Origin of the sequence: Pedobacter suwonensis, from assembly GCF_900111825.1 — a bacterium.
GTDB lineage: Bacteria > Bacteroidota > Bacteroidia > Sphingobacteriales > Sphingobacteriaceae > Pedobacter > Pedobacter suwonensis.
In genome coordinates, this window is sequence record NZ_FOJM01000007.1 from 162,901 (window position 1) to 178,094 (window position 15,194).

The 15,194-nt window shown below is 37.1% G+C and carries 9 protein-coding genes; 7 read left to right on the forward strand and 2 right to left on the reverse strand.

Annotation, left to right across the window (positions count from 1 at the left end):
* The first annotated feature begins 1 nt into the window (after position 1).
* From BM107_RS10865 to BM107_RS10880, 4 genes are all read left to right on the forward strand, one after another.
* Positions 2-1,294, forward strand: a complete 1,293-nt coding sequence (locus BM107_RS10865) for an HlyD family secretion protein (RefSeq protein WP_090983137.1) — start codon at positions 2-4, stop codon at positions 1,292-1,294.
* A 7-nt stretch (positions 1,295-1,301) separates the two neighbouring features.
* A complete protein-coding gene (locus BM107_RS10870) occupies positions 1,302-2,945 on the forward strand; it encodes a beta-1,6-N-acetylglucosaminyltransferase (protein ID WP_090983139.1) in 1,644 nt (547 codons plus the stop codon).
* A gap of 203 nt (positions 2,946-3,148) precedes the next feature.
* A complete protein-coding gene (glf, locus tag BM107_RS10875; protein WP_244278790.1) occupies positions 3,149-4,309 on the forward strand; it encodes a UDP-galactopyranose mutase in 1,161 nt (386 codons plus the stop codon).
* 337 nt (positions 4,310-4,646) lie between these two features.
* Positions 4,647-7,013, forward strand: a complete 2,367-nt coding sequence (locus BM107_RS10880; protein ID WP_090983141.1) for a hybrid sensor histidine kinase/response regulator — start codon at positions 4,647-4,649, stop codon at positions 7,011-7,013.
* A 293-nt stretch (positions 7,014-7,306) separates the two neighbouring features.
* Here the strand turns inward: BM107_RS10880 and BM107_RS10885 are convergent, their stop codons facing one another.
* A complete protein-coding gene (locus tag BM107_RS10885; protein ID WP_090983143.1) occupies positions 7,307-7,720 on the reverse strand; it encodes a VOC family protein in 414 nt (137 codons plus the stop codon).
* 214 nt (positions 7,721-7,934) lie between these two features.
* Here BM107_RS10885 and BM107_RS10890 point away from each other — a divergent pair, with 214 nt between their 5' ends.
* A complete protein-coding gene (locus BM107_RS10890; protein ID WP_090983145.1) occupies positions 7,935-9,089 on the forward strand; it encodes a retropepsin-like aspartic protease in 1,155 nt (384 codons plus the stop codon).
* Between the two features lie 193 nt (positions 9,090-9,282).
* Here BM107_RS10890 and BM107_RS10895 read toward each other — a convergent pair whose 3' ends face one another.
* Positions 9,283-9,900, reverse strand: coding sequence for a hypothetical protein (locus BM107_RS10895; protein ID WP_090983147.1), 618 nt, complete (start codon positions 9,898-9,900; stop codon positions 9,283-9,285).
* A gap of 224 nt (positions 9,901-10,124) precedes the next feature.
* Between BM107_RS10895 and BM107_RS10900 the strand changes: the two genes are divergently transcribed.
* Both BM107_RS10900 and BM107_RS10905 read left to right on the forward strand, forming a co-directional pair.
* On the forward strand, positions 10,125-11,660 hold the full coding sequence (locus BM107_RS10900) for a SulP family inorganic anion transporter (RefSeq protein ID WP_090983149.1): 1,536 nt from the start codon (positions 10,125-10,127) through the stop codon (positions 11,658-11,660).
* A gap of 510 nt (positions 11,661-12,170) precedes the next feature.
* Complete coding sequence (locus BM107_RS10905; RefSeq protein WP_090983151.1) at positions 12,171-15,185, forward strand: SusC/RagA family TonB-linked outer membrane protein; 3,015 nt, start codon at positions 12,171-12,173, stop codon at positions 15,183-15,185.
* Positions 15,186-15,194: the final 9 nt, after the last annotated feature.

Genomic DNA, 15,194 nt, shown 5'->3' on the forward strand with positions numbered 1-15,194 from the left:
TATGAATACAGTTAAAGAATCTTTAGATAGTAACCAGATAAATTGCGAAGAGGTTCAGGAGATTATAACTTCAGTTCCCTCCTGGATATTAAAATGGGGCATTTCTTTGGTGTTTTTAGTATTAGTATCTATTGTTACCGCTTCCTCTTTCATTCAATATCCAGATATTATAAAAACAGGTATGAAAGTTAATTCATTAAACGCCCCTAAACCAGTTTATGCCAAACAAACTGGGAAAATAATTTCCCTATTAGTCGCAGAAGGAGCAAAAGTATCTCCAAACACACCCCTTGCTTTTATGGAGAGTACAGCCAGTTATCGCGATGTACTCAAACTTCGCCAGTCATTAATTATTATGCATGATAGTCTTACTAAAGCAGGAAGATTTGTCAAATTAACTTTGAAAGATTTAAATCTAGGTGAATTACAGTCGCAATATCAAAATTTTTATCAGCAATATCTACAATTTATATCAACACGAGAAGGGGGATATTATCAAAATAAAAAAAAATACCTGAAACGCGATCTGCTTGAAATTAACAATTTGAAACAACAAATTCTTAGTCAGCAGGCATTGCAAACTATGGAACTAAAAAATATTCAGGATGAATTTGATGCCTATAAGAAATTACGGGAGAAAGGCGTCATTTCTAAAAATGAATACAGGCAGCAGGAAAATAAATACCTTTCTGGAAACTATCCATTACAACAGACTTCAACAGCTATTTTAACTAACAGAAGTGTTTATTTAAGTAAGCAAAAGGAGATATTGGAGTTGAAACACACCATTGAAGATGAAAACGCAAAATTCATGCAAAGCTTAGGTAAAATAATATCTGACATTGATATCTGGGTAAATCAATATGTTTTAAAAGCTCCTGTTTATGGTTCGGTAACTTATGCTGGTATAATACAGGAAAATCAAACTGTTATGGCTAATCAGGAAGTCTTCATGATCAAACCTGATAATACTAATTTTTTTGGTGAGATTCGAATCCCACAATACAATATGGGTAAGGTTAGCTTAGGTCAGCGGGCATTAATAAAGGTACATGGTTATCCCTTTGAGCAGTTTGGAGTAATTAGAGGAAAAATCAGCTATATCTCAGACGTGGCAGTCCATGATAGCGTTTTTATAGCGAAAGTAGACTTTGAGCAATTTGAACATAAAGACCCTGAATTATCTATCACATTAAAGAATGGAATGCTGGCTGATGCAGAGATTGTCACTAAGGAAAGCTCTTGGTTAAGTCGTATCCTTAGAAACTTAAAAATTATAGTTAACAATCCGTAGCCGTTGAATGATTAATATAACTTACATTATTTTAGCTCATGATAGCCCCAACAGATTAATCAGGTTAATTAATACCTTAAAAAGTGTGAATGCCAATTTCGTTGTTCATGTAGATAAGTCAATACCTGTTGAGGACTTTTTAGTCGCTTTTGATAGCGATAAACAAGTAGTCATACTTAAAGAGAGGTGTTTTTCTCATTGGGGCTCATTTGGCCTGGTACAGGCCACCCTAAATGCAATGGCCTACGTGGTTAATCACATTTCTATTGCTGACCGCATAATCTTGTTGAGTGGAAGCGATTATCCTATTAAATCGGTTGAGGAAATTGAATCGTATTTCGACAAAAATCGTGAATCTATCTTCATCGAATATTTTAAAATTCCATACGAAAAATGGTACGCTAAAGGGGTAGACAGATTTCCGAATTTTTGTGAGATTAATGAAACAATGAGCATTTATGGGGGTTCTCAATGGTGGTCATTTCCAATTAAAGTTGCACGGTTTATTCTAAATTTTTTAGCTCATAATCCAGACTATTTGGAGTATTTTAAAGTGGTAACCATACCTGATGAAAGTTTTTTTCAGACATTACTCCACAATTGCGGAGAAGATTTCGTAGGGAAATCTCTTGTTTGTGATAATTTAAGATTGATTAAATGGGATCCTCCTTATCTCCATCCCAGAACACTTGGTTTGAAAGATTTTCTTTTAATTCAGCAAAGTCATGCTATGTTTGCAAGAAAGTTTGATGAAAACATCGATAAGGATGTACTAGACTTAATTGACAAGGATATACTTTATTCAGAAGGAAAATATATCTCTAACCCTGTTAGTTATGATTTAGACCCAGTAAATCAAGTTGTTTTGTTTTTAACAAATAAAAGTGACACAGAAATCATCGAACAATTTAATAAGCTTAAACGAGAAACAGGAGATCATGCCAGCGTAAAAATGTTGTATCATCGGTCCCTTAATGAAACAATTCCTGATGCACTTTCCGATGATGAAATTTTTGTTTTTACCGATGATATTCTAAATGAACTTGGATATGAACCTTTTATAGGGTCAAAACTAGACGGGAGCAATCATTTTCCATTAATTAAGTTTTTCAGACAATACCCTAATTATGATTTCTATTGGTATGTGGAAGATGATATCAGATGTTTACAAGGTTGGAATACATTTTTTTCTTATTTCCTAATTAATAGGGTTTCTTCAGATTTTATTGCTAGCCATGTAAGAGATTTTGAAGATGAACCAGAATGGTATTGGTGGAAAAGTTTGCGCATAGAGGATCGACAACCCAATATTGATTTTATAAGATCATTTAACCCTATTTTTCGAATTTCCAGATCGGCTTTAAACTTTATTGACAAGTGTCACGCGAGGGGGTATTCTGGTCACTTTGAGGTATTGTTACCAAGCTTATTAAAGTCAGGGGGATTTAAGTTTGCTGAATTTGGAGGTGAGGGAAAATATGTACTTCCTGGTTGCCAGAATTTTTTCTACAGAGCAGCATACGCCGAATCTTCAGGCAGTATGAGAACTGGAAGTTTGCGGTATCGCCCTGTAATAGAGGAAAATGAAATGTGGGAGCCATTACTTTATCATCCTGTGAAGTTGCAAACTGTAAAGAAGGCTAATAGTTAAGTGAGGAAGAGCGTTGCTTTTGCAATTACGCCGATCTTTAATCAATTTCATTTTATAAGAAGGCCAATTTCTTATTTGATTAGATTTATTAGAACTGGAAATTAATTAACGATTTGGCTTTAAGTTTAAAAGACGTTGAGCTTATGGGAGACTTCGGAATGAATATTCAAAATAAGAAGCTATGATTTAGTTTCGAATATAACGTGGATGGGCTAATCAAATTTTTTAGAGAAGTTATTTCAAAAAAAGCATTTCAAATGATAAGGGATTATGATTATTTAATTATCGGGTCGGGCCTTTACGGAGCCGTCTTTGCAAGAGAGATGACTAATAAAGGGAAAAGATGTTTAGTAATTGATAAAAGAAAAGAAGCAGGCGGAAACTTACGTTGCGAATATATCGAAGGTATCAATGTTCACCGGTATGGACCTCATATTTTTCACACTGATAACAAAGCCATTTGGGATTACGTAAATACTCATTGTGAATTTAATCACTTTGTATATTCTCCTATGGCAAATTATAAAGGGATGCTATATAATCTGCCCTTTAATATGAATACATTTTATCAACTATGGAAAATTAAATCACCTCTTGAAGTTAGAAAATACATTGAAAATCAGACATCTGGATTCAATAAAATTAACCCTAGAAATTTGGCTGAACATGCTATAAAGATGGTTGGAGAAGAAGTATTTAATAAATTCATAAAGGGCTACACGGAAAAACAGTGGGGAAGAGAGGCCAGCAAATTACCATGCTCCATCATCAAACGTATACCTATCAGATATTCTTTTGATAATAATTATTTCGATGATAGGTATCAGGGAGTACCAGTAGGAGGATATAATGTGCTTATCAATAGTTTATTAAACGGTATTGAAGTGAGAACAGGAATTGATTTTTTTTCAGCACGCAGTCACTTTTCTGAATTAGCTCAATTAATGGTTTTTACTGGGAAATTAGACGAATTTTATGAATATAGATTCGGTTCATTGGCATATAGAAGCTTAAGATTTGAAACTGAATACCGTCCCATAAATAACTATCAGGGTGTTGCAGTTGTAAATTATACAGAAAAGGAAATTCCCTATACCCGTATTATTGAGCATAAACACTTCGAATTTGGGAAACAACCCGGAACTGTAATTACTAAAGAATATCCTATAGAATGGAAGAAGGGAAATGAAGCTTACTACCCAGTTAATGATCTATATAACAACAATAAGTTTAAAAAATATCAGAAACTTGCAGACTGTGAGTCGAATATTATTTTTGGGGGGCGTTTAGCTGAATATAAGTATTATGATATGCATCAAATTATAGCATCAGCTATCAAAAAGGTTAAAACTTTACATTATTGAAATTTAATTCTAAAGAGAGAAGGCATAATTTGAGTTTGGTAGGATACGTATATTAGGTAGAGCGCATAGGGTGTTTTTTTCTTACTTAATTCTGTTTATCTGGCTACCAAAACCGTATTAAATTATAACCAAATTCAATTAATTTTTTTAGCAACTGATTTCCAGGGAAATTTTCATTGTGCCGCAGACAATCTAAAAAATGCCAACAGTAGTTTTCAAATTTTCTATTACATTTACTGCTTATTTATATCCTTAAAGATCCAATTCAATTGCTGTAATAATTCAATTTTTTAATGCGTGAGTAGGCAGGACATTAGCCTCACTCCAATGGTCTATTGTGAGAATACTATTTACCTTATCGCTTTTATTGCTTTGCTTATTAAAAGCTAAAGCCCAATACCAATTTCGCGAAGATAATTTACCTGAAGAACTATCGATACTAAATCATGCGCGAATACTCAATACCGGCTCAAAAACGGTAACATTAAATGAAATCGTTAGTAACAGCGGAAAGCTTCCTTTCAAAAAGTTAAGCGGAAAATTAGGTAATCTGGGTTTCACGAGTTGCAATTACTGGCTAATATTTCAATTAAAAAACACAACCAAAACGCCCTTAACCTATTACCTACAAATAGCAGAACCTTCAACAAATCAGGTAAATCTTTATTTAATTGATGCCCATAACAAAATTGAATCTCAAAAAAGTGGTGATGATTTACCCTTTTCAAGCAGAAGTGTGAAAAGCAGGCAAACAATTTTTAAGATATTCCTTGAACCGGGCGAAACAAAGAAGGCATTTGCAGACATTAGAAATGATGGACAGGAAAACAGTCTGCCATTGTTGCTGATCAGCCAGCAAAGCTTGCTCGAACGCACGGCTGGTGAATATTTGATAATGGGTATTTTTTATGGCATACTTACCGTAATTGCTACTACTTACCTCTTTTTCTACTTGGCCATGAAGGAATCGTCCTTCCTGTATTATGCGCTTTATGTGGTTTCTGTAGGCCTTTGCCAATTTGCTCTGGATGGTTTTTATCATCAATACATCGGTACCGGAAATTCCTGGCTCAGCCTTCATGCGGTCATCATTTCTGGTATACTTTGTAGCTTTTTTTTCGCAAAATACAGTCAGGAATTTTTGGAAATCAAGCGAAAAAATCAAAGAATTAACAAAGTTTTTACCCCGCTTTATATTTCATTAGAACTTTTGCTTATTGGTATTATTTTATGCCCGGTCCTATTAAAATATGGCTATCTGCTTATCAATATTATAATATTGCTTGGGCTGCTTATCATTTTTCTATCCATTAGTGTAATCCTTTACAAAAGACAGCCAATTGATCTATTCTATACTACAGGTATTGTAATTCTGGCCTTAACCATTATTACGGGAATAATAACAAGATTCGGTATTTTAGCCGACGACCTTTCTATTAACAATATAACCAAAATTGGAATTGGTTTAGAAATCGTTGCCTTATCCCTCTCCATGGCAAACCGAATTCGAATGCTCCGAAATAAAAAGGAAGAGCTTCAGATCCTCGCACTACAGAAATCAGAAGAAATGAGCGATATGAAATCTTACTTTCTTTCCAATATGAGCCATGAACTAAGAACGCCCTTGAATGCAATTCTCGGGCTTGCTTCAATCATGGAAAAAGATAGTACCGACCCGAGGGTAATCGCAAATTGTGAGATCATCAAATATGCTTCACATGGTTTAATTTCCTCAGTAAATGATATTATTGATTTCTCAAAGGTTGAAAAAGGTGAGCTAAAGCTCGAAAAAGTAAATTTTAATCCGGTTAATATCTTAAATAAACTTTCATTAAGCGCAGAGAAACAGTGTAAAGATAAAGGCCTGAAATTTAGCTTTATAAAGTCGCTGGATGAGAACATTATGCTGCTTGGCGATCCGGTCAGGCTTGAGCAAATTATTCACAATGTACTTGGCAATGCCATTAAATTCACTTCCCAGGGAAATGTCACAATGCAAGTCAACTCAGCCATAGAACAAAACATATTGACCCTGCAGATTAGTATTAAAGATACAGGGATCGGCATTCCTAAAGAAAAGCTGGGAATTATTTTTAGTTTATTTTCTCAAAACAGGTCTGACAATAAAAGAAAACACGGTGGTTTTGGCATCGGCTTAAGTATCGTTAAAGTTTTGATTGGTTTGCATCAGGGTAAAATAAATATTGATAGCGCAGCAGATATGGGCACTACCTGTGAAATTCTGCTCGCTTATCCTGTTCAGGAAACCATCAAAACAATTAATCTGTATCCAGACGATGAGCATGATCTTTTAGGAAAACATATTTTGGTTGTTGAAGATAACCCAATGAATCAAATGATCATTCAGATGATGCTTGAAGACTGGAAAAATACAAAGGTAAGTATCTGCGATAATGGATTGGAGTGCCTGAAGATGCTGAAGAGTGATGACACCATTGACTTAATTTTAATGGACTTGCAAATGCCTGTTATGGATGGTTACGAGGCCATTTCTGCCATCAGAAATAACTTAACCGGTATAAACAAAACAACGATTCCAATTATTGTAATTACTGCTGATACAACCACAAGTACTAAAGACAGGGTTTTTGGCCTCGGAGCCGATGACTATATTAATAAGCCGGTTGACGAAGAACTGATGTATCAAAAGGTGACCGGCGTTTTATCGCGCAGGAGGAATTAAAGCATAATACAGGCGTACGCAAGCCAGCACCTGCTTTGCTCCCTAAAGTAACCGCCTTCATTTTTTAGCAGCAAATAAGCTACAGGTTTCGGATAATCAGCCGCTATTTTGGCATCATTGGTAAAACATGGGCACATTGGCAATACTGCTATCATAAATTGATCTGTAACGTGGCGTTTTCTTTAGTCCATTATATTTTTATGCTTTTAACTTATTTGGTTTACCTGCCCGTTCTAACTAAAAAAGCAAGCAAAGGATTTTACCCTACTTGCTTTACTTAAAGTCATATCTAATTAACCCAGATGTTCCGGCATGCCATTTGGGTCCATCCATACATATTCCCAGTGGTGTCCATCAAGATCATCAAAACTATGCTGGTACATAAAACCATAATCAGTAGCCGGATTGGGTATGGTGGCACCGGCAGCGACTGCTTTATCTACCATTTCGTTAACCGCTTCCTTACTTTCTGCGGATATTGCAATGGAGGTCTCTATGGCTTTACGGGCATCTACAATTTCTTTTTCGGTAAAGGTTTGAAAAAATGTTCTGATGAGTAGCATCACATAAATGGTATCGCTGATGACCATGCAGGTTGCTTTTTCGTTGGTAAATTGTGGGTTAAAAGTATAACCCAGTTTAGTAAAGAATGCTACAGATCGGTCAAGATCTTGAACTGCCAGGTTTACAAAAATTCGAGTTGCCATATTGGTTTTCTTATTTAGTTATTCAAAGATAACGGCATCGCCTATAGCTGTTCGTGTACAAAAAAGACAAGTTTAGGGGTAAAACGCGACTTTATGATACCTATTCACTTAAAAATCCAGGGGTATAGGTGCCGTTTCAAATTTTAAATGGATGGAATATGACAAAGCTTGATGATTCTTTTTTATCTTTATTTTTTCAACCCATTCATAGATCATGAAACGAATACTGCCTGTTTTAACCCTCTTGCTTCCCTTTTCTGTCTTTGCTCAAAACAAACTACAAGTGGTAAAGGCAAATGCAGGTCAGGCAAAAATTTACGAAGAGCCTCATGCAATTTCACGCTGGCATATCAATCCCAAAGTTAAACTTGATGTTTATACTATGGGTAAGTTTACAAAATCCAAAAGGATAAAATTCAAAACGGATGTCGATTCGATCGTTTTTAATATTAGTCCAGGGCAAAAAAAGGAATTTATTGTTCTATTGAATGGAAAAGATTCGTGCCTGACGCAAATCACCGCTCCAGTACTAAAAAACTTTAGTAAGGTATCGCCTGAAATTCATGACGCTGTACCCTTTTTTGTAAACAAATACAATACGAATTTTCTGCCGATCATTTTTAATGGCACGGATTCGCTAATAATGAATTTTGATTCGGGTGCAAATGACATCGATCTTACCAATGCTGCACTGGCAACAAAAGTGAAATCGAAGCCCAAGCTTTACCACACCGATTATGATATCAAAATTGGAAACCATACCTACAAAAGCAAAATTTATGATATTGAGTTGGCCGGGAACGAAACTGACGGTTTGTTAGGGTGGGATATATTTGATGGTATGATTGTAGCTTTGGATTATGATCAAAATAAAATGATGGTGCATTCGACGATGCCCAAAGAGATTTTACAGGATAAGCAATACACCAGGTTTAAGATCACTTATATCAAAAATAAACCTTTTATAGAAAGTGAAATTTCTCAGGACGGAACTAAAAATAAAAGCCTGTTTTTCTTTGATTTAGGATATCAGCGTACCGTTATGCTTGATCGTGACCTGCTGCGGGAAATGAAGTTTCCTGCCGAAAAGATGGAGGTGATAAAAAAGGTAATGATGCGTGGGGTAAACGGCAATGAAGTGCCGGTAACTACGGTAAAACTTCAAAGCCTGAAAATCGGTAATTTTGAACTGAAAAACGTTCCGGCGCAGGTGATGGAACAGAATAAACCCATGCCAGGCACTAACGTTCACTACCTCGGAAACGATATTCTGAAAAGGTTCAATACGGTTTTTGACTTTCAAAACAATGTCATCTACTTAAAGCCTAATCATCTCTATGATGTTGCCTATGCAGATCAAAAAAGTTAATATTTCTGTTTTGTGCCGCCAAGATCACGAAGCAAAGCCGCAAAGCACGCAGCGTTAGGGACGTCATCTCTACTGAAGTGCGACGAAATGAAGATTTTCAACTTAGGGCTTCAATTCCATTAGATTGAGGCCTTACGTCCATCTTACATCATCCATCTTAAATCATCCATTTTACCTCAGTCCGATTTTTTAGTTAATTCACAAACTGTATCTGTTGTACTATATAGGCTTTCCCAAATTGCTGTGGATCGTGTACTACCGTAGCTTTAATGGCTTTCCATTTCGGGCGTTGCCCTTTTACTGAGTTTGCGCGGATTTCCTGTACGTTTAACCAGATTTCTTCCAGCTCGTTTTGAATGCTACTGTTTGCATAAGTGAGCTGTAATTTGCCTGGAATCAGGTAATATTCATTTCCTGTTTTGCTCAGCTTTATCACCGGTCCTCCAGGCACATATGAAGTAATCAGTTGTACCGTAAAAGATTCATTTCCTTTATACTGCTCCTTGCTCAATATCTTTTCGAAAACAAAATAGTACTCAGGCCCATCCTGCAAAGGTACTTCATCGCGATTGAACCTCGCTTTAACCCGGTAAGTATAACCCGGTTCACGCTGATCAAAACCCGAAAGTGAAGCGCCGGCATCTACATTGCCAGGCAATTTCAATAGCAGGTCGTTATCTGAACCATAACGATGGCTGACCAGTAATTCCACCTCCTGTCCGTTTTTTAAGTTCAGCGGACCATATCTTTCTGATTTTTTACAGGAAACAAATGTGAAAACAGTAAGTAATAACAATAGTAGGTTTTTCATAGCGGTTTTGTGATCTAGATGATTGTCTTTGTAAAACGATAAGATAGCAATAAACGCTACACCAAACTGATTATTTCGTTTCTCCCGCAGATTTAAAAGAGTAAAGCAGAGGAACAGGGGTATTTTCTCTCGCTGATACTAAACTTATTCAACACCTGTAAGTTTATTATAGTACTATTGTTCTCATAATTTAGATATTTGCAGCTGATTAATAATTTTTACAGATGAAGCCTTACCTGCAACTATTCGATTTTTCAAAGAAAATAAATTACAGAACTGAAATGCTTGCAGGTTTAACGGTGGCTATGACGATGATCCCCGAATCGCTATCATTTGCTATTCTTGCAGGTTTCCCTCCCTTAACTGGTTTGTACGCTGCTTTTATTATGGGGCTGGTTACTGCTGTTTTGGGCGGTAGACCGGGTTTGGTTTCGGGTGGGGCAGGTGCAACGGTAATTGTACTTATTGCGTTAATGAAAAGCCATGGCATAGAATATGTTTTTGCTGCAGTGGCTTTGGCAGGGCTGATTCAGATTATGGTGGGTTTGTTTAAATTGGGCAAATTTGTGAGGCTGGTTCCGCAGCCTGTTATGTTCGGTTTTGTTAACGGTTTGGCGGTAATTATATTTATGTCGCAATTAGAACAGTTCAAAACCATTGTTAACGGCAAGGTAGAATGGTTAAGCGGTATGCCTTTGTATATTATGCTGGCCTTGGTATTGCTCACCATTGCCATAGTGACTATTCTTCCCAAAATTACCAAAGCCATTCCGTCCTCACTGGTGGCTATTATTGTGGTTTTTCTCGTTGTATTATGTTTTGGGATTAATACTAAACTGGTTAAGGATATTGCTTCAGTAAGCGGTGGTTTTCCGCCCTTTCACATTCCTGGAGTACCGCTAAACCTGGATATGCTCAAGATCATTTTCCCTTATTCGCTCATTATGGCCGGTGTGGGCTTAACAGAGGGTTTGCTCACGCTAAACCTGGTTGATGAAATGACGGCAACCAAAGGCAATGGGAACAGGGAGAGTATTGCACAAGGCATTGCGAATATTGCAAATGGTTTTTTTACGGGCATGGGCGGTTGCCCGATGATTGCCCAAACGTTGGTAAACCTCTCGGCAGGTGCCAGAGCAAGGTTATCGGGCATTATTGCAGCATTAACCGTTCTGTTGATCATTTTGGTGGGTGCCCCGGTAATCGATCGTGTACCTATGGCTGCGCTGGTTGGTGTAATGATGATGGTTGCCATTGGTACTTTTGAATGGATGAGCTTTAAAGTAATCAATAAAATGCCTGCGCAGGATATTATCATTGGTATCCTGGTGGCTGTTATTACGATTTGGCTGCATAACCTGGCACTCGCCGTACTTATTGGTGTAATTATTTCGGCACTTGTTTTTGCCTGGGAAAGCGCTAAACGGATACGGGCCAATGAACATACCGATGCCAGTGGTGTAAAAATCTATGAGATATACGGACCTTTGTTTTTTGGATCGGTTACTCATTTTAATGAATTGTTTGATGTAGGCCAAGATCCGCAACAGATAATAATCGATTTTAAGCACAGCCGTGTTTTTGATATGTCGGGTATTGATGCGCTGAATAAACTAACTGAACGTTACCGCTTAGTAGATAAAAAACTTCAATTGAAACATTTGAGCAGCGACTGCAAACGCCTGCTAAAAAATGCTGATCAGATTATAACGGTAAATATTATAGAAGATCCCATCTATATGGTAGCAACAGAAAAATAGAATGAAGTAGTTTCGTCTTATGGCCAAAGCTAAGCTTGATTTAAGATGCTGTTTGAGCCATCACAAGATAATGATGTACTGGTGTTTAAACTAAGGCGAATCCAAATTTCCTGTTTCAACTTAAACGTTTAAGTATTTCGGTTAAATCGCAACAAAAAAATGTTTAATTTATTGTATCCTTGGCTAAAAAAATCTTTACGCACTGTTTTTTAGTGTGTTACTTTGATAAGAAATATTAGCAATATTTATTTTTTTATCTGTCTGGTTGACATTTATTTTGTCATAATTCAATATTATCCCTCTATTTAATAAAAATTTCATAAAAATGACAATTCGTTATTAAAACGTTTTAGCATATTATATATTTGAATTAACCAAATAACTAAATTATGAGAATCCCTAACCACTACCGCCAGAGTACTTGTCCTTTTAACTTCAGACATGTCTCGCCGTTTCCGAAAAAATAAGTTTTAGTAATCATTTTTTTACCAATTAAAAGATCCATTAACTATGCGATACTTATGGGCGTGCCTTGCTTTTTTTGCAGCGTTTACGTTAAACGTTTTACCAAATTATGCTGCAAGCAAAAAAAAGTATAAAGGCCTTACAATTAACTATTTGATCTTTCAGGATACAACTAAAATAAAGATCGTATCGCCTAAAGACTCTTTGCGGAAGGATAGTCTTGAACAGATCAGGAAAAAAACACTTTACAACAAATTGTCTGGAGGTGTACAAAAAGATACCAGAGATTTAGCAATCTTTCCGGCTATTTCATTGCAACAGAATTTAAAGGGCAATTTTGCCGGTCTTTACGTTCAGGAACCTTCCGGTGAACCTGGTTCTATGCAGAATATGTTTATCAGAGGGGCTGCAATGCCATTATTATCCAAAAAGGATTTGTACGATGCCCAGCCATTGGTGGTGCTCGATGGTATTCCTTTGGTAAGAGAGCATCCTTTTGCCTTTGATATCCAACAGTTTGATTTCAATAGGATTGGTCCGGCTACCAACCTGCTGGCGGGCATCGATATGAATAATATTGCATCGGTAGAAGTGCTTAAAGATCTGGGTTCAACCTCTATTTATGGACCAAGGGGTGTTAATGGTGTGATTGTGTTAACCTCAAAAACAGCCGTTGGCAAATACCGCGCGATATCTTTCAATTCTTACATCGGTATGGTGCAAAAGCCATTCGTAAATACCATCAATGGTAAATATGAAAATGACTTCAGGCAACGCTTTTATGGCGTGTATACCACAAATGGCAGGTATTCTGACGATGAAGAATATCCGGTATATTTAAGCGATTCACTAAACAATGTATATAGTGGTAAATCAGACTGGACCGACTTATACTATAAAAATGCATTAGTGTATGGTATTAATTTCTCGCTTGCAGGTGGTACAGATCGTGCTAACTTCAGGTTTGCATTGGGTAATACCAAAAGTGAAGGTGTAGCCGATGAAACGGGTATTGACCGGTATAGCGCTACTTTTAATATCAACATGAAGCCAACCAAGTGGTTGCTGTTTTCAACGATGATTAATGCAAACCGTTTGAACCGCGATAGAAATAAAACCTTGCGCGACCGCTTTGCACAACTTAATTATTTCCCTGATTTGAGTGCACCGCTGCCACCAAATAAAGATTTCTATGGTTCATATCTCCAGCAATACAAGAAAGGTTTTGATGATAATAAAACAAACTCCATTCAAGGTTATGCCAAATTAGAAGGAACTTTCGGACAGTTCAAGGTAACGTCGTCATTTAACGCAGATTACAGTGAGGGCTACAGGGATGTTTTTTATGCCCGAACGCTTTTGCAGGGAAACAGTTATGCATCCAATTACTATGGCTTTAGCCAAAGGTTAATGATGGATAACAAGGTTACCTATGATATGAACCTGAATAAAATCCACGATTTTCATTTTGCGTTAGGGCAAACCATGCAATGGGATATTTATAAATACAGTAATGCCTACGCTTATAAAGGCGTTAACGATTATATCAAAATCAACTTACTTGATTCTAAACCTAAAAACGATGATGGTTCAGATAATGGAGGTTATTTAACGCCTGTAGCCTTTCCAAGAGAGTTAACGTATCGGTTTTTAGATAAAACTGAAGATAACTTATTGTCTTTCTATGGAAAAGCTAATTACTCATTCGCGGATAAATACTTTTTATCAGCCATATTACGTTTAGACGGCTCTTCAAATGCACAGCCTACAAGCCGGTGGTTTTATTCGCCAACTATTTCTGCCGCCTGGAGTCTTAAAAACGAATTCTTAAAAGAGAACAGCTTGGTTGATGATCTGGTATTGCGTGCAAGTGCGGGCAGAATGGGGCGTACCTTTAGTTACGATAACTATACCCAGGGCCCACAATATACCGCCTCAGTTGGTTACACCGGTAACTTAACGGTACCGGGTTATAATGCGTTCGGGGTATTAACCCGCCCTTACCAGTTTGGTTGGGTAGGTTACGGCGTTCCTTGGTCTTATTCAGATCAACTCAATATTGGTGCTGATGTAGCGATGTTGAAAAACCGTTTGCACGTTTCAGTTGATCTTTATAGCAAAACTGATAAAAACCAATTGATTGGTATCCCCGCTTATGCAGAGTATGGTTATAAACAAGCCATCGAAAGTGGCATGTCGGTAAACAACATGGGTGTCGATTTTACCTTAAGTGCCCAGGTGATTGCAAAAAGTAAATTCTCGTGGAATTCAGCTTTAAATTTTAACCACAATGCTAACAAATTAAAAGCATTGCCCAGAGGACTGGGTCAGTTGGTGGTGGGTAACAGGTTCCTGAAAGTTGGCCAGCCCGTAGATCAGTATTGGTTATTGGAAAACAATGGCATTTATACGGCGGATGCAGATGTGCCGGCGGTTAACGGGCAAAAATTAAAATATAAGGGAATTGTGTTAAAGGCAGGTGATCCACGCTGGAAAGATCAAAATGGAGATAACACCATTGATGATAACGACAAAGGATTAAAGGGCCACGCTCTACCAACCCTTTCAGGAGGTTTTGATAACAACTTTAAGTATGGCAACTGGAGTTTGGGTACGAGTTTCTACTTTAATTTAGGCAGAAAGCTCATCAACCAGGAAATGGCCAACCGTTTTGATTTTGTTAACCGCGAGGGGAATACCGATATCAGTTCTGTTAAAGAAATTACTTTCTGGGAGAAACGTGGCGATTACTCAAAATATCCGCTTTACAATCCTTGGAGTACCGTAATCCCATATCGCGCAGATCAGGACCTCTTCCTGGAAAATGCGTCATTCTTAAAATTAAGGCAGGTTTCATTGGGTTACGAACTGGGTAATCTATTAAGTAAGAAGAACATCAAAATCAACAAATTCTTCGTTTACGGTGCAGTAAGCAATATTTTCACCATCACGCCTTACACCGGCCAGGATCCCGAACTGGTGAATTATGATGGTATTGATACCGGTTATGGTCAGCCCATTCCGAGAACATATACCCTGGGTGTTAAAATGGATTTATAAGATGAAAAC

Excerpts from the sequence above, each read along its gene's own strand:
- BM107_RS10865 (WP_090983137.1), top strand. The coding sequence starts at position 2 with ATGAATACAGTTAAAGAATCTTTAGATAGTAACCAGATAAATTGCGAA.
- BM107_RS10890 (WP_090983145.1), top strand. The coding sequence starts at position 7,935 with ATGAAACGAATACTGCCTGTTTTAACCCTCTTGCTTCCCTTTTCTGTC.
- BM107_RS10870 (WP_090983139.1), top strand. The coding sequence starts at position 1,302 with ATGATTAATATAACTTACATTATTTTAGCTCATGATAGCCCCAACAGA.
- BM107_RS10895 (WP_090983147.1), bottom strand. The coding sequence starts at position 9,900 with ATGAAAAACCTACTATTGTTATTACTTACTGTTTTCACATTTGTTTCC.
- BM107_RS10900 (WP_090983149.1), top strand. The coding sequence starts at position 10,125 with ATGAAGCCTTACCTGCAACTATTCGATTTTTCAAAGAAAATAAATTAC.
- BM107_RS10885 (WP_090983143.1), bottom strand. The coding sequence starts at position 7,720 with ATGGCAACTCGAATTTTTGTAAACCTGGCAGTTCAAGATCTTGACCGA.
- BM107_RS10905 (WP_090983151.1), top strand. The coding sequence starts at position 12,171 with ATGCGATACTTATGGGCGTGCCTTGCTTTTTTTGCAGCGTTTACGTTA.